General features: G+C 69.3%; 18 protein-coding genes. 4 read left to right on the top strand and 14 right to left on the bottom strand.

The genetic code is table 11. The annotated features are described in order from the left end of the window. Window positions 1–2: 2 nt before the first annotated feature. Both RTA_RS10140 and RTA_RS10135 read right to left on the bottom strand, forming a co-directional pair. Window positions 3–224: a hypothetical protein gene (locus tag RTA_RS10140; RefSeq protein WP_013901300.1), complete on the bottom strand. Its 222-nt coding sequence runs from the start codon at window positions 222–224 to the stop codon at window positions 3–5. Between the two features lie 3 nt (window positions 225–227). Further along, a complete protein-coding gene (locus RTA_RS10135) occupies window positions 228–860 on the bottom strand; it encodes an FMN-binding negative transcriptional regulator (protein WP_013901299.1) in 633 nt (210 codons plus the stop codon). A gap of 118 nt (window positions 861–978) precedes the next feature. Between RTA_RS10135 and RTA_RS10130 the strand changes: the two genes are divergently transcribed. Then, window positions 979–2,052, top strand: a complete 1,074-nt coding sequence (locus tag RTA_RS10130; protein ID WP_013901298.1) for a DUF72 domain-containing protein — start codon at window positions 979–981, stop codon at window positions 2,050–2,052. A gap of 12 nt (window positions 2,053–2,064) precedes the next feature. Here the strand turns inward: RTA_RS10130 and guaA are convergent, their stop codons facing one another. The 4 genes from guaA to guaB are packed head-to-tail and all read right to left on the bottom strand — an operon-like array spanning window position 2,065 to window position 5,849. Further along, a complete protein-coding gene (gene guaA / locus RTA_RS10125) occupies window positions 2,065–3,678 on the bottom strand; it encodes a glutamine-hydrolyzing GMP synthase (protein WP_013901297.1) in 1,614 nt (537 codons plus the stop codon). A gap of 1 nt (window position 3,679) precedes the next feature. Beyond that, complete coding sequence (locus RTA_RS10120) at window positions 3,680–4,129, bottom strand: putative toxin-antitoxin system toxin component, PIN family (protein ID WP_013901296.1); 450 nt, start codon at window positions 4,127–4,129, stop codon at window positions 3,680–3,682. Then, window positions 4,122–4,343: an AbrB/MazE/SpoVT family DNA-binding domain-containing protein gene (locus RTA_RS10115; RefSeq protein ID WP_013901295.1), complete on the bottom strand. Its 222-nt coding sequence runs from the start codon at window positions 4,341–4,343 to the stop codon at window positions 4,122–4,124. Before RTA_RS10115 ends, RTA_RS10120 begins: the two co-directional genes overlap by 8 nt. Before the next feature lie 33 nt (window positions 4,344–4,376). Then, window positions 4,377–5,849: an IMP dehydrogenase gene (gene guaB / locus RTA_RS10110; protein WP_013901294.1), complete on the bottom strand. Its 1,473-nt coding sequence runs from the start codon at window positions 5,847–5,849 to the stop codon at window positions 4,377–4,379. A 149-nt stretch (window positions 5,850–5,998) separates the two neighbouring features. Here guaB and RTA_RS10105 point away from each other — a divergent pair, with 149 nt between their 5' ends. Next, the gene (locus tag RTA_RS10105) at window positions 5,999–6,535 is read left to right on the top strand and encodes a DUF4124 domain-containing protein (RefSeq protein WP_041675323.1); all 537 of its coding nucleotides are present in this window, start codon (window positions 5,999–6,001) and stop codon (window positions 6,533–6,535) included. 12 nt (window positions 6,536–6,547) lie between these two features. On the opposite strand, the gene RTA_RS10100 is transcribed toward RTA_RS10105, so the two are convergent. Next, on the bottom strand, window positions 6,548–6,901 hold the full coding sequence (locus RTA_RS10100) for an RnfH family protein (RefSeq protein ID WP_013901292.1): 354 nt from the start codon (window positions 6,899–6,901) through the stop codon (window positions 6,548–6,550). Continuing rightward, window positions 6,885–7,334, bottom strand: a complete 450-nt coding sequence (locus RTA_RS10095) for a type II toxin-antitoxin system RatA family toxin (protein WP_041676312.1) — start codon at window positions 7,332–7,334, stop codon at window positions 6,885–6,887. Before RTA_RS10095 ends, RTA_RS10100 begins: the two co-directional genes overlap by 17 nt. A gap of 61 nt (window positions 7,335–7,395) precedes the next feature. Between RTA_RS10095 and smpB the strand changes: the two genes are divergently transcribed. Further along, the gene (smpB, locus tag RTA_RS10090) at window positions 7,396–7,869 is read left to right on the top strand and encodes an SsrA-binding protein SmpB (protein WP_013901290.1); all 474 of its coding nucleotides are present in this window, start codon (window positions 7,396–7,398) and stop codon (window positions 7,867–7,869) included. 18 nt (window positions 7,870–7,887) lie between these two features. Then, window positions 7,888–8,349: a hypothetical protein gene (locus tag RTA_RS10085; protein WP_013901289.1), complete on the top strand. Its 462-nt coding sequence runs from the start codon at window positions 7,888–7,890 to the stop codon at window positions 8,347–8,349. A gap of 3 nt (window positions 8,350–8,352) precedes the next feature. On the opposite strand, the gene RTA_RS10080 is transcribed toward RTA_RS10085, so the two are convergent. The 6 genes from RTA_RS10080 to infB are packed head-to-tail and all read right to left on the bottom strand — an operon-like array spanning window position 8,353 to window position 16,450. After that, window positions 8,353–9,480: an enoyl-CoA hydratase/isomerase family protein gene (locus RTA_RS10080; protein WP_013901288.1), complete on the bottom strand. Its 1,128-nt coding sequence runs from the start codon at window positions 9,478–9,480 to the stop codon at window positions 8,353–8,355. 2 nt (window positions 9,481–9,482) lie between these two features. Further along, the gene (locus RTA_RS10075) at window positions 9,483–10,358 is read right to left on the bottom strand and encodes a DMT family transporter (RefSeq protein WP_041675321.1); all 876 of its coding nucleotides are present in this window, start codon (window positions 10,356–10,358) and stop codon (window positions 9,483–9,485) included. 7 nt (window positions 10,359–10,365) lie between these two features. Next, window positions 10,366–12,198: a translational GTPase TypA gene (gene typA, locus RTA_RS10070; RefSeq protein WP_013901286.1), complete on the bottom strand. Its 1,833-nt coding sequence runs from the start codon at window positions 12,196–12,198 to the stop codon at window positions 10,366–10,368. Next, window positions 12,195–13,163: a tRNA pseudouridine(55) synthase TruB gene (truB, locus tag RTA_RS10065; protein WP_041675319.1), complete on the bottom strand. Its 969-nt coding sequence runs from the start codon at window positions 13,161–13,163 to the stop codon at window positions 12,195–12,197. The genes typA and truB overlap by 4 nt, the downstream gene beginning before the upstream one ends. A 2-nt stretch (window positions 13,164–13,165) precedes the next feature. Then, window positions 13,166–13,546 carry a 30S ribosome-binding factor RbfA gene (rbfA, locus tag RTA_RS10060; protein WP_013901284.1) on the bottom strand — a complete coding sequence of 127 codons (381 nt, stop codon included), beginning with the start codon at window positions 13,544–13,546 and terminating at the stop codon, window positions 13,166–13,168. Window positions 13,547–13,585: 39 nt separating this feature from the next. Further along, window positions 13,586–16,450: a translation initiation factor IF-2 gene (infB, locus tag RTA_RS10055; RefSeq protein WP_013901283.1), complete on the bottom strand. Its 2,865-nt coding sequence runs from the start codon at window positions 16,448–16,450 to the stop codon at window positions 13,586–13,588. Window position 16,451 lies beyond the last annotated feature (1 nt).

The following is a 16,451-nucleotide window of genomic DNA, read 5'->3' as shown; positions in this document are numbered from 1 at the left end:
TGTCATTTGTCGTCCGGCATCGGCCGGGCCTGCTGCATGGCGCCCTGCACCGCCTGCTGGAATTGCTGGACCTGCTGCGCCGGCGCGGCCGGGGCCGATCCGCTGGCCGACACCGCCCCTGGCGCCCCGGAGGTCCCGGCCACGGAAGTCAGTTGCTTTTTCGCCAGCACACCCACGATGGCCACCACCAGCAGCAGCCCCAGCACGCCAAATACCATGCGCATGTCTCACCTCCTCGTTTGCAAACGATCCATCCAGCGGGCCAGCGCGCGCTCGTCCTCGCTGCCCTGGGCATAGCCGGCCTTCATGGCCTCGTGCGCCTCCGGCCGGTGCTGGTTCAGCTTGACCTTGCACTGCAGCGCCGTGATGCGCAGCTCGAAGCCCACGATGCCGGCCAGCAGCTTGTGCTGGAAATCCTCGCCAAGCCCGCGCCATTGGGCCGCATAGGCCGGTTCATGGTCGCCGATCAACTGTTTGAGCAGCCGGTCCTTGGCCTCGGGCTCCTCGACCAGCGAGGCCTGCACCGTGCAGTGCACCGCCAGGTAGTTCCAGCTCGGCACGCGCTGCCGGTCCGGGTAGACGCGCGGCGACAGGTAGGCGTGCGGCCCCAGGAAGGTCACCAGCGCCCGGGGGCGCTGGTGCAGGTAGCGCCAGTGCGGATTGGGCCGGGCGCAGTGCCCCAGCAGCGCCAGACCGGTGTCGCCTTCGGCGGCCGGCTGCTCCTCCAAGTGAAGCGGCAGGTGGGTGACGAAAGGCAGGCCATCGTCGTCGGTGGAGATCAGGCTGGCGAAGGGATGCGCGCGCATCAGCTCTCGGGCGAGGGCGGCGTCCTCGGATTCGAAGTGGCGCGGCAGGTACATGGGCACGGATCGTAGCGCAGCGCCTGGCACAAGCCGAAGCTGCTATTACATTCAGAGCGCCAGGGCCAGCATGCGCAATGCTTGCAGGCCGTTCGGGCTTGAAGAACAATGGTAGTGCATGCAGGACTCGTTGTTTCCCGAGCTCGCCGAGGCGGACCTTCCCGCCGCGGCGCGGCCCGCGGCCAAGCCCACAGCCCGCGCGCGCAAGCCCGCCGCGGGGGTGGTGGCCGCGTCCGTGCCGGACGAGCTGCCGGCCCTGGCCGCCCGACTGCCGGCGCACGTGCGCATCGGCAGCTCGTCCTGGAGCTACCCGGGCTGGGCCGGTTTCGTGTGGGACGGCGCATACGACGCCAGCGTGCTGGCCAAACGCGGCCTGGAGGCCTATGCGCGGCATCCGCTGCTGCGCACCGTCAGCATCGACCGCAACTTCTACCAGCCGCTGGCGGTGGCGGATTACGCGCGCTACGCGGCCCAGGTGCCGCCGCATTTCCGCTTCGTGGCCAAGGCGCCCAGCCTGGTCACCGACGCGACCGTGCGCGGCGAAGACGGCCGTGGCACCGCCTCCAATCCGCACTTCCTCGATCCCGAGCTGGCCGTGCAGGGCTTCGTCCAGCCGGCGCTGGAAGGCCTGGGCGAGCACTGCGGCGCCCTGGTGTTCCAGCTCAGCCCGCTGCCCGCGCGCTGGCTGGTCGACCTGCCGCGGCTGCATGCCCGGCTGGACGCGATGCTCGGCGCCCTGCCCTCGCTGCGTCCGCAGGCCCCGGACGGCATCATCGCCGTGGAGGTGCGCGACGCCGCCCTGCTTACGCCCGAATTCGCGGCGCTGCTGCGCCGCCATGGCGCCACCTACTGCCTGGGCGTGCATGCCAAGCTGCCGCCGCTGGAAGCGCAACTGCCGCTGCTGCGGGCACTCTGGCCCGGGCCGCTGGTGTGCCGCTGGAACTACCACCGCCGGCACGGCGCCTACGGCTACGAAGAGGCCGAGCGCGTGTACGCGCCGTTCGATCGGCTGCGCGATGCCGACCCGGACACCCGGGCCGCGCTGGCGCGGGTGATGGCCGGCACGGCGGCCGCCGGGCAGAAGGTCTACGTGACCATCAGCAACAAGGCCGAGGGCTCGGCGCCGCTGTCGGCCTTCGCGCTGGCACAGGCCTTCGACGAGGCGATGGCGGCCCGCGCCGCCGGCCGCTGACCCGCCTTCGGCTCACTCCCACTCGATGGTCGCCGGCGGCTTGCTGGAGACGTCGTAGGTCACCCGGTTGATGCCGCGCACCTCGTTGATGATGCGGCCCGACACGCGCTTGAGCAGGGCATAGGGCAGCTCCGCCCAGTCGGCCGTCATGAAGTCGCTGGTCTGCACCGCCCGCAGCGCCACCACGTAGTCGTAGGTGCGGCCGTCGCCCATCACGCCCACGCTCTTGACCGGCAGGAACACGGTGAAGGCCTGGCTGGTCAGGTCGTACCAGCTCTTGCCGGTGGACGCGTCGCGCGCCTCGCGCAGCTCCTCGATGAAGATGGCATCGGCGCGCCGCAGCAGGTCGGCGTACTCCTTCTTCACCTCGCCCAGGATGCGCACGCCCAGGCCGGGCCCCGGGAAGGGATGGCGGTACACCATCTCGGCCGGCAGCCCGAGCGCCACGCCCAGCTCGCGCACCTCGTCCTTGAACAGGTCGCGCAGCGGCTCCAGCAGCTTCAGACCCAGCTGCTCGGGCAGGCCGCCCACGTTGTGGTGGCTCTTGATGGTCACGGCCTTCTTGCTCTTGGCGCCGCCGGACTCGATCACGTCCGGGTAGATGGTGCCCTGCGCCAGCCAGGCCACGTGGCGCGAGTGCGTCTCCTTGATCCTGGCGGCCTCGGCCTTGAACACCTCGACGAACTCGCGGCCGATGATCTTGCGCTTGGCCTCCGGGTCGCTCACGCCGGCCAGCTTGCCCAGGAAGCGTTCGCTGGCGTCCACGCGCACCACCTTGGCGTGCAGGCGCCCGGCGAACATGTCCATCACCATGTCGCCCTCGTCCAGGCGCAGCAGGCCATGGTCCACGAACACGCAGGTCAGCTGGTCGCCGATGGCGCGGTGGATCAGCGCCGCGGCGACCGAGGAATCGACGCCGCCAGACAGGCCCAGGATCACCTCCTCGTCGCCCACCTGCCGGCGGATGGCCTCCACCGCCTCGGCGATGTGGTCGCGCATCACCCAGTCGGGCCGCGCTTGGCAGATGTCCCGCACGAAGCGCTCGAGGATGGCGCGGCCCTGCACGGTGTGCGTGACCTCGGCATGGAACTGGATGGCGTAGAACCTGCGCGCCTCGTCGGCCATGCCGGCGATAGGGCAGCTGTCGGTGGACGCCATCAGCTTGAAGCCGGGCGGCATCTCGACCACCTTGTCGCCATGGCTCATCCAGACGTTGAGCATGCCGTGCCCCTCGGGCGTGGTGTAGTCGGCGATGTCCCGCAGCAGCGCCGTGTGGCCGCGGGCGCGCACGGCCGCGAAGCCGAACTCGCGCTTGTGCCCGCCCTCGACCTTGCCGCCCAGCTGGTGCGCCATGGTCTGCATGCCGTAGCAGATGCCCAGCACCGGGACGCCCAGCTCGAACACCGCCTGCGGCGCCTTGTCGGTGGTTTCCTCGTACACGCTGGCATGGCTGCCGGACAGGATCACGCCCTTGAGCGTGCCGTCGGCGGCGTGGCGGCGCACCCAGTCGTCGGTCACGTCGCAGGGATGGACCTCGGAGTACACGTGCGCCTCGCGCACGCGCCGGGCGATCAGCTGCGTGACCTGGGAGCCGAAATCGAGGATGAGGATCTTGTCGTGTTGCATGTCAGTTCTCCCAATGACGCAGTGCCTCAGCCGGCGTCACGATCAGGAAGCGCATATGGCGTTGGAGCGGATCGTTCAGCTCCAGCAGGTCCTTGTCGCCAGTGACCAGGAAGTCCGCGCTACCGGCCTGGGCCAATTCGAGAAACATGGTGTCGTTCGCGTCGCGGCACACCGGCAGGTGGGCCAACGAGTTCGGCGTGGACTGTGGATGCACGGTTTCCGTATAAGGCAGGTAGTCCGCAATGAATTCGTCGCGATCTGTCGTGCTGAGCCGGAACTTCGGATATGCCAGCACCCGCAACAGCTCGCTCGTAGTAGCTGCTGAGGTGAGGGGCACCAGGGTTCTCCGATGCCACATATGTCGAAAGCGCGCCAGAGGACCGTTTTGGAACAGAAGGGCGGAAACAACGACATTGGTGTCCAGCACGACGCGTGCCGGACCTTCAGCCACGGCGTGCCCACTCCACAGCGTCCCTGACGTCCTGCTCGCTCAGATTCATCTCGGCTAGCTTGGCGCGCACCGCATCAGCCTTGTTCACCCGCACGGGCGTGAGCACGATGCGGTCACCCACCGCTTCCACTTCGAAATACTCGGCCGCAGGCACTTGGGTCACCACTGCCTTAGGTAGGGTGATTTGGTTCTTGGACGTCAGCTTGGCCAACATAAGGAACTCCGGAAAGAAGGATTCCTTACTTTACTACGAGTCCGCTCGATAGTTCGGCGCTTCCTTGGTGATCTGCACGTCATGGACGTGGCTCTCACGGATGCCCGCAGCCGTGATCTCCACGAACTCGGCCTTGCTGCGCATCTCCTCGATGGTGGTGCAGCCGCAGTACCCCATGCTGGCCCGCACGCCGCCGGCCATCTGGAACACGATGGAGACCAGGGAACCCTTGTACGGCACGCGGCCCTCGATGCCCTCGGGCACCAGCTTGTCGGCGTTCGGGTTGCCGGTGGTCGCTTCCTGGAAGTAGCGGTCGGCGCTGCCCTGCTGCATCGCTCCGATCGAGCCCATGCCGCGGTAGCTCTTGTAGCTGCGGCCCTGGTAGAGCACGATCTCGCCGGGCGACTCCTCGGTGCCGGCGAACATGCCGCCCATCATCACCGTATGGGCGCCGGCGGCGATCGCCTTGGCGATGTCGCCCGAGTAGCGGATGCCGCCGTCGGCGATCAACGGCACGCCGCTGCCCTGCAGGGCCGTGGCCACGTTGTCGATGGCCATGATCTGCGGCACGCCGACCCCGGCCACGATGCGCGTGGTGCAGATCGACCCCGGGCCGATGCCCACCTTGACCGCGTCGGCCCCGGCTTCCACCAGGGCGCGCGCCGCGGCGCCGGTGGCGATGTTGCCGCCGATCACGTCCACCTGGGGGTAGTTCTGCTTGACCCAGCGCACGCGGTCGAGCACGCCCTTGCTGTGGCCGTGCGCCGTGTCCACCACGATGGCGTCCACGCCCGCCTTGACCAGGGCCTCGACCCGCTCCTCCGTGCCCTCGCCCACGCCCACCGCCGCGCCGACGCGCAGCCGGCCCGAGGGATCGCGCGCGGCGTTCGGGAAGCTGGTCTGCTTGGTGATGTCCTTGACCGTGATCAGGCCCTTGAGCTCGAAGGTGTCGTTCACCACCAGCAGGCGCTCCAGCTTGTGCTTGTTCAGCAGCTGCTTGGCCTCGGCCGGGGTGGTGCCGTCCTGGACGGTGATGAGCCGCTCGCGCGGCGTCATGATCTGGGTGACCGGCACCTCGTAGCGCGTCTCGAAGCGCAGGTCGCGGCCGGTGACGATGCCCACCACCTTGCCGCCGTCCACCACCGGAAAGCCGGAAATGCCCAGCTGCTCGGACAGCGCCAGCACCTGGCGCACCGTGTGCGTGGGCGTGATGATCACCGGGTCGCGCAGCACGCCCGACTCGTAGCGCTTGACCCGCGCCACCTCGGCCGCCTGCTGCTGGGCGCTGAGGTTCTTGTGGACGATGCCCATGCCGCCTTCCTGCGCGATGGCGATTGCCAGGCGTGCCTCGGTCACGGTGTCCATGGCGGCGGACACCAGGGGCAGGTTCAGCTGGATGTTCCGGGAAAGGCGGGTGGCGAGCGAGGTGTCCTTGGGCAGGACCTGGGAGTACGCCGGCACCAGCAACACGTCGTCGAAGGTGAGCGCTTTGCCAAGAAGGCGCATGTCTGGCTCCAAAAGCCGGATTGTAACGGCGCCCTGGTGTTAACCCTGGGGTCTGCCGGCCGGCGCGACTGTGACTTGCAGGTCACGCGCGGCCACGCGGAACCCCGCCGGGAGTGGTTGCTGCTGAAAGGCAGAGCTACACTGCCCCGATGAATCTGTTCCGCTCCCTTCTCCTGGGCCTGGCATGCGCCGCGCCCGCGATCGGCCTGGCGCAATGGCAATGGGTCGACAAGGACGGCCGCAAGGTCTTCAGCGACCAGTCGCCGCCGCCCGAGATCCCCGCCAAGAACATCCTCAAGCAGCCGGGTGGGCGCGCGCTGGTGCCTGCCGCGGCCGAGCCGGTGCCCACCGCCGCGCCCGCGCCGAGCGCCGTGCCCGCATCGGCCGCCACGCGCACGGCCACCGGCACGCTCAAGATCGGCGGCAAGGACAAGGAACTGGAAGAGAAGAAAAAGCAGGCCGAGGCCGCGGAAGCCGAGAAGCGCAAGGCCGAGGAAGAGCGGGTGGCCAAGGCCCGCGCCGACAACTGCTCGCGGGCCAAGCAGTCGAAGGCGGACTTCGATTCCGGCATGCGCATCGCCCGCACCAATGCCAAGGGCGAGCGCGAGGTGTTGGACGACGCCCAGCGCGCGGCCGAGGTCAAGCGGCTGCAGGAGATGATCGCGAGCGAGTGCAAGGCGTCCTGAAGACGCCGTGTGTCAGCCGGAGCCGGCCCGCGGGCCGGCTTTCTTCTGGACGAACAGGCCGGCGGCGCGCGAACCCTGGCGCCGGAAGCGCTCGCGCCGCGCCACCTTGGGATCGACGCGCAGCGGCCGCCAGATCTCGACGCGGTCGCGCTCGCGCAGGGGCTGGTCCCAGGCCGCGGCGCGGCCCCACACGCCCACGCCCGCCTGCGCCGGGTCCAGCTGCGGGTACGCGACGCGCAACCCGCTGGCGTCCAGGGCGTCGGCCACGCGGGCCCCGGCCGGCAGCCGGACCACGCGTTCGTCCACCTCGCGGGCTGAGGGCGAGTAGGCCACCGTCACGGTCAGCGTCTCAGGCGGGTTCGCCATACACCTGCTTGGCCCGCTTCACGAAGGCGTCGACCAGGCTGCCCGCGATCTTGTCGAACACCGGCCCGACCAGGGCCGCCAGCGCCGCGTTCTTGAAGCCGTAATCGAGCTTGAGCTCGACCTTGCAGGCGCGCTGCTCGGGCGTGCCCACGGGCGTGAAGGTCCATTGGCCCTGGAGTTGCGAGAACGGGCCTTCGACCAGCTTCATGTGCACCTGCCGCCCCGGCACATGCTCGTTGCGGGTGGTGAAGGTCTGGCGGATGCCGCCGAAGGAGATGCCGACCTGGGCCTGCATGCCGTGCGCGTCGCGCGAGAGCACGGCCGCACGGTCGCACCAGGGCAGGAACTTCGGATAGTCCTCCACGTGGGTCACCAGCGCGAACATCTCCTCGGCGCTGTACCAGATGAGCACGGACTTGTGGACGGTTTTCATGGAGAATTGCGCTTCCGCGGCGGCATTGTAGAGACGCACCCGCGGCTCCACCTGTCAGCCAATGGCCAAAAACCCCGACACGGCAAGCCGCATTGCCGACAACAAGAAGGCCGCCTTCAATTACTTTTTCGAGGAAAAGTACGAGGCGGGCATGGTGCTGCAGGGCTGGGAAGTCAAGGCCCTGCGCGAAGGCAAGGTGCAGCTGACCGACGGCTACGTGGTCGTCAAGCAGGGCGAGCTGTTCCTCATCGGCTGCCAGATCAACCCGCTCAAGACCGCCTCCACCCACGTCAACCCGGACGCGGTGCGCACTAAGAAGCTGCTGCTGCACAAGGACGAAATCCGCCGCTTGGTGGGCAAGGTCGAACAGAAGGGCTACACCCTGGTGCCGCTCAACCTGCACTGGAAGGCCGGCAAGGTGAAGTGCGAGATCGCGCTGGCCAAGGGCAAGGCCGAGCACGACAAGCGCGACACCATCAAGGAGCGCGAAGGAAAGCGCGAGGTCGAGCGGGCGATGAAGGGCCGCAACCGTTAGCGGCAGGACGATCCGCGCATGACCTCCGAGGTCATGGCCGGGTGCCGCACGGGCGGCATACTGCGGGCCATGCGTCCTTCCGGTTCTCTCGTGGTGTCGTGCCTGCTGGCCGTGGTCGGCATCATCCACCTGCTCCCGCTGCCGGGCGTTCTGGGTCCTGAGCGCCTGCGGCTGCTCTACGGCATACCGCTCGACGATCCCAACCTGGTCCTGCTGATGCGCCACCGTGCCGTGCTGTTCGGTCTGCTCGGTGCACTGCTCTTGTACGCAGCCTGGCGACCCTCGCTGGTGCCGCTCGCGCTCATGGCCGGATGGGCCAGCGTCGCCGCGTTCCTGGTGCTGGCGGCCCTGCAGCCCGGACTCAACGCAGCGCTCGCCCGGGTGGTGACGGCGGACGTGCTGGCCGCCTTCTGCCTGGCCGTCGCTACCGCCCTCTGGGCCTGGCAGCGCCACGGATGGGCGGCACGGACGCCCGGGTAGTTCTCAGTCCAGCGAGCGCAAGGGATGCGCCTGCGCCGGCCAGGGGCTGTCGAAGAACGGGCCCACCATCGCCGGCGTGACGTCCTCGATGCGCGGCGGGGTCCACCGCGGCGCGTGGTCCTTGTCCACCGCCAGGGCGCGGATGCCTTCGACGGTTTCGCTGGCCGCGCCCGAGCGGCCCAGGTGCCGCGTGTGGAAGCAGTGCCTGACCATGCCGCGCTCCAAGCGCAGGGCATCCGCCAGGCCCAGGTGGCGTGCGCGCCGCACCTGCTCCAGCACCACGTGCAGCATCAAGGGCGAGCGCCTGCGCAGCACGGCTGCGGTTTGCGCCGCCCAGGCCGAGGCGTCGGCTTCCAGGGCGGCGATGATGGCGGGCACCGTCGGCAGGGCGAACGCCGCATCGATCCGGCTCCTGGCCGCCACCAGCTCCGACTGCGTGGCGGCGGGGGTTCCCGCGGCGGCGCGTGCCTGCAGCTGCGTCACCGCGGCCATGCCATGCGCCGCCAGGTCGTCCCACAGGGCCGGCAGCGCCTGGGCTTCCAGCCGCAGATCGGCCAGGCCCGCGGCCAAGGCATCGTCCGATCCCATCACCTGCCCGGTCAACGCCAGGTACTCGCCGAGATGGCCCGGGCAGCGGGCCAGGAACCAGCCGCCGCCGACGTCGGGGAACAAGCCGATGTGGGTCTCGGGCATGGCCAGCTTGCTGCGCTCGGTGACGATGCGTAGCGCGCCTGTCTGTCCGTGCCCCGCGATGCCCATGCCGCCGCCCATGCAGATGCCGTCCAGGAAAGCGATGTAGGGCTTGGGATAGCCATGGACCAGGTAGTTGAGGCTGTACTCCTCGGTGAAGAAATCCTCCAGCCGGGGGTCACCCGCCAGGGCCGCCTGGTGGAAGAAGCGGATGTCGCCGCCGGCGCAGAAGGCACCGAAGGCGCTACTGCCGGCGGGGCTGGCCGGATCCTTGCCCTGGCCGCGGATGGCCACCGCCTGCACCTGGGCGTCGTCGCGCCAGGCCAGCAGCGTGACCGTCAGCGCGCGCACCATGTCCAGCGACAGCGCGTTCAGCGCCTGGGGCCGGTTCAGCGTGATGAAGCCCACGCCGCCGCGGACCTCGGTGACCACCTCGCTCATGCTCATGCTCCTCGCTGCTTCCAGGCCAGCAGTTCGTTGGCGACCAGGGCGCCTATCACCAGCGTACCGCCGGCCAGCACCGTGGGGCCGGGCGCCTCGCCCGCGCCCACCCAGGCCAGCAGGATGCCGAAGATCACCTCCAGCAGGGCCAGCAGCGAGATCTCCGGCGCCTTCAGCACCCGGGCGCACACCACCGCCAGCGAGCAGGGAATCGCCAGCTGCACCAGGCCCAGCAGGGCCAGCAGGCCCACGTCCCGGCCGGTCGCCTCGAACGGCCAGGCCAGCGGCAGCGTGGCCAGCGACGAGAGCACGGCGCCGATCAGCACCGCGGGCACCAGGTCCACGTCCTCGCCGCGCGCATGCGAGCGCTGGGTCACGGTCCAGTTCACCGCGCCGGCCAGCGGCACGGCGAAGGCCACCAGCGTGCCCGCCAGCTGCCCGGCCGACAGCTGGGCGCCGTACATGTAGGCGATGCCGGCCCCGGCCACCCCGATGGCGCCCCAGGTGCGCGCGGGGATGCGGTGGCCGATGAAGGCGCGGGCGATCAGGGCCGTCAGGAACGGGCCGACCGCCATGGTCACCAGCACGTTGGCCACGGTGGTCAGCGTCAGCGCCACCATGAAGGCGGTGAACATCACGCTCCAGCACAGGCCCGACAGCCACAGCGCGGCGCCGCCCCGGCGGATCCTGGCGAACACCTCGCGCCCCTGGAAGAACGGCAGGATCACCAAGAGCGAGACCACTGTGAAGAAGCTGCGCCAGAAGGTGATCTCGAAGCTGCGCGCGTTCTCCAGCTGGCGCGTGACGACGCCGGCGATGGACCACATCAGGGTCACCGCCACCATGGTGAAGACCGCCCGCGTGTGCGTGAGCCTCATGGGCTCGTCAAGCCGCTTCGCGCAGGGCGCGCTTGCGCTCGTGCTCCTTCAGGAAGCGCTTGCGCAGCCGGATGGACTTGGGCGTGATCTCGACCAGCTCGTCGTCCTCGATGAACTCGACGCCGTACTCCAGCGTGAGCTCGATCGGCGGCGTGACCTTGATCGCGTCCTCCTTGCCGCTGACTCGGAAGTTGGTCAGCTGCTTGGTGCGGGTGGCGTTGACCACCAGGTCGTTGTCGCGGCTGTGGATGCCCACGATCATGCCCTCGTAGACCGGGTCGTTGGCGCGCACGAACATGCGGCCGCGGTCGTCCAGCTTGCCCAGCGCGTAGGTGAAGATCTCGCCGTCGTCCATGGAGATCAGTACGCCGTTCTTGCGTCCGCCGATCTCGCCGCGGTAGGGCTCGTAGCGGTCGAAGATGTTGGAGATCAGGCCCGAGCCTCGCGTCAGGTTCAGGAACTCGTTGGAAAAGCCGATCAGGCCGCGCGCCGGGATGCGGTATTCCAGGCGCACGCGGCCGCGGCCGTCCGGCTCCATGTTCACCAGGTCGCCCTTGCGCTCGCCCAGGGCCTGCATCACGCCGCCCTGGTGCTGCTCCTCGATGTCCACCGTGACCAGCTCGATCGGCTCGCAGCGCTGGCCGTCGATGTCCTTGAACACCACGCGCGGTTTGGACACCGCCAGCTCGTAGCCCTCGCGGCGCATGTTCTCCAGCAGGATGGTGAGGTGCAGCTCGCCGCGGCCGGAGACCTCGAACACGCCCTCCTCGTCCGTCTCCTTCACGCGCAGCGCCACGTTGGACTGCAGCTCCTTCTGCAGACGGTCCCAGATCTGGCGGCTGGTGACGTACTTGCCTTCGCGGCCGGCCAGCGGGCTGGTGTTGACGCAGAAGTTCATGGTGAGCGTCGGCTCGTCGACCTTCAGCATCGGCAGCGGCGTCGGCTTGGCGGGGTCCGTCAGCGTGACCCCGATGCCGATCTCCGCGATGCCGTTGATCAGGACGATGTCGCCCGGGCCGGCCTCGGTGACCTGCACGCGGTCCAGGCCCTGGAACGTCAGGACCTGGTTCACGCGGCCCTTGATCGACTTGCCGTCCGGGCCTTCCATCACCAGCACGTCCATCATCGGCCTGATGGTGCCCGCGTTGATGCGGCCCACGCCGATGCGTCCGACGAAGGTGGAGAAGTCCAGGGCCGAGATCTGCAGCTGCAGCGGCTCGGCGGGGTCGCCCTGGTGCGCCGGCACGTGCTTGAGGATGGTGTCGAACAGCGCCGACATGTCCGGGCCCCACTGCTCGCCCGCGGCGCCCTCCTCCATCGAGCTCCAGCCGTTGATGCCCGAGGCGTAGACCACCGGGAAGTCCAGCTGCTCGTCGGTCGCGCCGAGCTTGTCGAACAGGTCGAAGGCGGCGTTGACCACGTGCTGCGGGCGCGCGCCGGGCTTGTCGACCTTGTTGACCACCAGGATGGGCCGCAGGCCCAGGGCCAGCGCCTTCTTGGTCACGAACCGGGTCTGCGGCATGGGACCTTCCTGGGCGTCGATCAGCAGCACCACGCCGTCCACCATGGACAGGGCGCGCTCGACCTCGCCGCCGAAGTCGGCGTGGCCGGGCGTGTCCACGATGTTGATGTGCGTGCCCTGCCAGCTCACGGCGCAGTTCTTGGCCAGGATGGTGATGCCGCGCTCGCGCTCGATGGCGTTGTTGTCCATCACCGTGTCGACCACCTTCTCGTGCTCGGCGAAGGTGCCGGACTGGCGCAGCAGCTGGTCGACCATGGTGGTCTTGCCGTGGTCGACGTGGGCGATGATCGCGATGTTGCGGATTTGCTTGGTGCTCATGGGGTGGTCGCCTGTTCTTGCGGGTGCAGGATTTGCTGGATTTCGATGGGGCTCAGCAGACGCCCCGGGATCAGTTCGCCGGCCTTGACGTGGCCGGTGCCTAGCAGCGCCGGCGGTTGTTCGCCGAACACCGCCACCGCCTCGCTGTCCGGCCAGTCGCCTCGACGGCGCAGGCCGGAGAGGAAGCGGCCGGCATTGTCGGCGTCCAGCGTGACACGGCCGTGGCCGGCCAGCAGGGCCTGGGGCGGCAGCAGGCGGGCCAGGCGCTCGTCCTCGGCCATGTCCTGAAGCGCCTCCAGGGTCACGCACTGCGACAGGTCGAAGGGCCCGGTCGCCAGCCGGCGCAGCAGGGACAGGTGCGCGCCGCAGCCCAGCGCCTCGCCGATGTCCTCGCCCAGGGTGCGGATGTAGGTTCCCTTGCTGACCTTGGCGATAAAGCGCACGGCTGCCTGTCCCGACCCGGTGCGGGCCGCGGCCAGTTCCAGCGCATGGACCATGATGGCGCGCGCTTCCCGGGCGACCTCTTCGCCTGCCCGGGCGTATTCGTACAGCGCCTTGCCGTCCTTCTTCAGCGCACTGTGCATGGGCGGCACCTGACTCAGCGCCCCGGTGAACTGGCGTTGCACCTGGGCCAGCCTGTCGGCCGTCAGCTCGGGCGCCGGCTGGCGCGAAACCACCTCGCCCTCCGCGTCGCCGGTCGTGGTCTTCACGCCCAGCACCGCGACGGCCTCGTAGGTCTTGTCCGCCTCCAGATGCAGCTGGCTGAACTTGGTGGCGGCGCCGAAGCACAGCGGCAGCACGCCGGTGGCCAGCGGGTCCAGCGTGCCGGTGTGGCCGGCCTTCTCCGCCCGCAGCAGCCATTTGGCCTTCTGCAAGGCGTCGTTGCTCGACAGGCCCCTGGGCTTGTCGAGCAGCAGCACCCCGTGCACGGGGCGCCTCACGACCCGTGCTCGTGGTGCGCTCATGGCTATTCGTCGGAGTCTTTGGAACGCGAGGCCACCGCGCGCGCGATCAGCGCGTTCATGTCCGACGCCCGCTCGGTGGTGCGGTCGAACTGGAAGTGCAGCGTCGGCACGGTGTGGATGTGCAGGCGCTTGAACAGCCCGTTGCGCAGGAAGCCGGCCGCCTGGTTGAGCGCGTCCTGGGTTTCCTGCGGCTCGCCCACCAGGACGCTGAAGAACACCTTGGCATGGGCGTAGTCGGGCGTGACCTCGACCGCGTTGATCGTGACCATGCCGACCCTCGGGTCCTTGACCTCGCGGATCAGCTCGGCCAGGTCGCGCTGGATCTGGTCCGCGACCTTGTAGCCGCGGTTGGCGCCGGGGGAGGAGGACTTCTTCTTGACCATTGGTGAAGGACGGGCCGCTTGCGGCGGCCCGCCGGCCCGTCACAGGGTGCGCGCGATCTCCTTGACCTCGAAGAACTCGAGCTGGTCGCCTTCCCGGATGTCGTTGTAGTTGCGCAGCTTGATACCGCACTCGAAGCCTTCCTTGACCTCTCGCACGTCGTCCTTCATGCGCTTGACCGACTCGACCTCGCCCGTGTAGACCACCACGTTGTCGCGCAGCAGGCGGAAGCGGCAGTTGCGCGTGACCTGGCCCGAGGTGATGTACGAGCCCGCCACGGTGCCGATCTTGGAGGCGACGAACACCGTGCGGATCTCCGCCGTGCCGATGACCTCCTCCTTCTGCTCCGGCGCCAGCATGCCGGACATGGCCACCTTCAGCTCGTCGACGGCGTCGTAGATGATGCTGTAGTAGCGGATGTCCACGCCGTTGCCCTCGGCCAGCTTGCGCGCGCCGGCGTCGGCGCGCACGTTGAAGCCGATGATCACCGCCTTGGAGGCAATGGCCAGGTTGACGTCGGACTCGCTGATGCCGCCCACGCCGGTGTAGACCATCTGCACCTTGACCTCATCGGTGGACAGCTTGAGCAGCGACTGCGACAGCGCCTCCTGCGAGCCCTGCACGTCGGCCTTGACGATGATCGGCAGCGTCTTCACCTCGCCGGCGGTCATGTCCGTGAACATGTTCTCCAGCTTGGCGGCCTGCTGCTTGGCCAGCTTGGTGTTGCGGAACTTGCCGGCGCGGTAGGTCGCGATCTCGCGCGCCCGGCGCTCGTCGGCCAGCACCATGAACTCGTCGCCGGCCTGCGGCACCTCGGTCAGGCCCTGGATCTCCACCGGGATGGAGGGACCCGCCGACTTGATGGTCTTGCCGTTCTCGTCCAGCATGGCGCGCACCCGCCCGTAGGTCTGGCCGGCCAGCACCACGTCGCCGGTCTTGAGCGTGCCCGACTGCACCAGCACCGTGGCCACCGGGCCGCGGCCCTTGTCCAGCTGGGCTTCGACCACCAGGCCCTTGGCCGGCGCTTCCACCGGCGCCTTGAGCTCCAGCACCTCGGCCTGCAGCAGCACCTGCTCGAGCAGGTCGTCGATGCCCTGGCCCGTCAGGGCCGAGACGTTGACGAAGGGCGACTCGCCGCCGTACTCCTCCGGCACCACCTCCTCGACCACCAGCTCCTGCTTGACGCGCTCCAGGTTGATGCCGGGCTTGTCGATCTTGTTGACGGCGACCACGATGGGAACGCCCGCCGCCTTCGCGTGCTTGATGGCTTCGCGCGTCTGCGGCATGACGCCGTCGTCGGCCGCCACCACCAGGATGACGATGTCGGTGGCCTGCGCGCCGCGGGCGCGCATGGCGGTGAAGGCCTCGTGGCCGGGCGTGTCCAGGAAGGAGATCATGCCGCGCGGCGTCTCCACGTGGTAGGCGCCGATGTGCTGCGTGATGCCGCCGGCCTCGCCCGCCGCCACCTTGGCGCGGCGGATGTAGTCCAGCAGCGAGGTCTTGCCGTGGTCCACGTGGCCCATGACGGTGACCACCGGGGCGCGCGACAGGGCCTCGCCGTCGGCCGTGCCCACGTCCTCCTCGGTGAAGGCTTCCGGATCGTCCAGCGCGGCGGTGACGGCCTTGTGGCCCATCTCCTCGACCACGATCATGGCCGTGTCCTGGTCCAGCGGCTGGTTGATGGTGACCATCTGGCCCATCTTCATCAGCGCCTTGATCACCTCGGAGGCCTTGACGGCCATCTTGTGCGCCAGCTCGGCGACGGTGATGGTCTCGGGCACGTGCACCTCGATCACCCGTTGCTCGACGGGCGCGGACTGCACATGGTCGTCGCGATGGTCGCGATCGTTGCCGCGGCGGCCGCGCGGGCCGCCACGCCAGTTGTTGCGGCCCACGCCGCCCGAGGCGTCGCCGCGGGTCGGGATGGCCTTCTTCTTGGCCGGATCGCCCGCCCAGCTGGACGACAGCTTGGCCGACTTGACTTCCTTGCCGGCGCCGGGAGCCGCGGGCGCAGCCGCGCCGGGCGCGGGACGTCCCGTGCCCACCGCGGGCTTGTGCAGCGTGCCCTTGGCGGCCGGCTTGGCGGCGCCGTCGGCGGTCTTGGCGGCCGGCTTGGCCTCCTCCGGCTTCTTGGCCACCAGCACCTTCTTGGGCGCGGCCATCATCGCGCGGATGGCTTCGGCCTCGGCCAGCGCCTTGCGGCGGCGCTCCTCCAGGTCCCTGGCGCGCGCGGCTTCTTCCGCGGCCCGCGCCTGCGACTGCGCTTCCGCCTTGGCGCGCGCTTCGGCCTGGGCGACGGTGCGGGCGCTGGCATGGGCCTGGGCTTCGGCGTTGGCCTCGGCCTTCACGGCGTTGGCTTGCACCTTCTTGGCCTCCTCGGCGGCAGCATAGGCCGCGGCACGTGCCTCGGCTTCCCGCTCCTTGCGCTCGGCTTCCTCGCGCTGGCGGCGCTTTTCCTGCAGGTCTTCCTCCTGGCGGCGGATCAGCTCGGCCTGGCGGCGCGCCTCTTCCTCGCGGCGAGCCAGCTCGGCCTCGTCCGCACGCGGGGAAGCCGCGGCCTGGACCTCGGGCTCCGGCGCGTCGACCACGGCGGTGTCCGCGCCTTCGTCGCGCTTGACGAAGGTGCGTTTCTTGCGCACCTCCACCTGGATGGTGCGGGCCTTGCCGGAGGCGTCGGCCTGCTTGATCTCGCTGGTGGATTTCTTCACCAGGGTGATCTTGCGGCGTTCGGGCGAGGACGTGCCGTGGCTGGCCTGCAGAAAGCCCAGGAGCTTCTGCTTGTCCGCCTCGGACAGTGCGTCGGACGGAGCCGACTTGGACACGCCTGCGCTGCGCAGCTGCTCAAGCAGCGTGTCGGGGGATTTCTTGAGTTCGCTGGCGAACTCGGCGACGGTCGTACTGGACATA

It is taken from the genome of Ramlibacter tataouinensis TTB310 (genome assembly GCF_000215705.1).
Lineage (GTDB): Bacteria > Pseudomonadota > Gammaproteobacteria > Burkholderiales > Burkholderiaceae_C > Ramlibacter > Ramlibacter tataouinensis.
The sequence above is the reverse complement of the archived record's forward strand: the minus strand, read 5'-3'. Positions and strand labels throughout refer to the sequence as shown.

Coding starts and splice junctions, on each gene's coding strand:
- RTA_RS10140 (WP_013901300.1), bottom strand. CDS start 224: ATGCGCATGGTATTTGGCGTGCTGGGGCTGCTGCTGGTGGTGGCCATC.
- RTA_RS10135 (WP_013901299.1), bottom strand. CDS start 860: ATGTACCTGCCGCGCCACTTCGAATCCGAGGACGCCGCCCTCGCCCGA.
- RTA_RS10130 (WP_013901298.1), top strand. CDS start 979: ATGCAGGACTCGTTGTTTCCCGAGCTCGCCGAGGCGGACCTTCCCGCC.
- guaA (WP_013901297.1), bottom strand. CDS start 3,678: ATGCAACACGACAAGATCCTCATCCTCGATTTCGGCTCCCAGGTCACG.
- RTA_RS10115 (WP_013901295.1), bottom strand. CDS start 4,343: ATGTTGGCCAAGCTGACGTCCAAGAACCAAATCACCCTACCTAAGGCA.
- guaB (WP_013901294.1), bottom strand. CDS start 5,849: ATGCGCCTTCTTGGCAAAGCGCTCACCTTCGACGACGTGTTGCTGGTG.
- RTA_RS10105 (WP_041675323.1), top strand. CDS start 5,999: ATGAATCTGTTCCGCTCCCTTCTCCTGGGCCTGGCATGCGCCGCGCCC.
- RTA_RS10100 (WP_013901292.1), bottom strand. CDS start 6,901: ATGGCGAACCCGCCTGAGACGCTGACCGTGACGGTGGCCTACTCGCCC.
- RTA_RS10095 (WP_041676312.1), bottom strand. CDS start 7,334: ATGAAAACCGTCCACAAGTCCGTGCTCATCTGGTACAGCGCCGAGGAG.
- smpB (WP_013901290.1), top strand. CDS start 7,396: ATGGCCAAAAACCCCGACACGGCAAGCCGCATTGCCGACAACAAGAAG.
- RTA_RS10085 (WP_013901289.1), top strand. CDS start 7,888: ATGACCTCCGAGGTCATGGCCGGGTGCCGCACGGGCGGCATACTGCGG.
- RTA_RS10080 (WP_013901288.1), bottom strand. CDS start 9,480: ATGAGCGAGGTGGTCACCGAGGTCCGCGGCGGCGTGGGCTTCATCACG.
- RTA_RS10075 (WP_041675321.1), bottom strand. CDS start 10,358: ATGAGGCTCACGCACACGCGGGCGGTCTTCACCATGGTGGCGGTGACC.
- typA (WP_013901286.1), bottom strand. CDS start 12,198: ATGAGCACCAAGCAAATCCGCAACATCGCGATCATCGCCCACGTCGAC.
- truB (WP_041675319.1), bottom strand. CDS start 13,163: ATGAGCGCACCACGAGCACGGGTCGTGAGGCGCCCCGTGCACGGGGTG.
- rbfA (WP_013901284.1), bottom strand. CDS start 13,546: ATGGTCAAGAAGAAGTCCTCCTCCCCCGGCGCCAACCGCGGCTACAAG.
- infB (WP_013901283.1), bottom strand. CDS start 16,450: ATGTCCAGTACGACCGTCGCCGAGTTCGCCAGCGAACTCAAGAAATCC.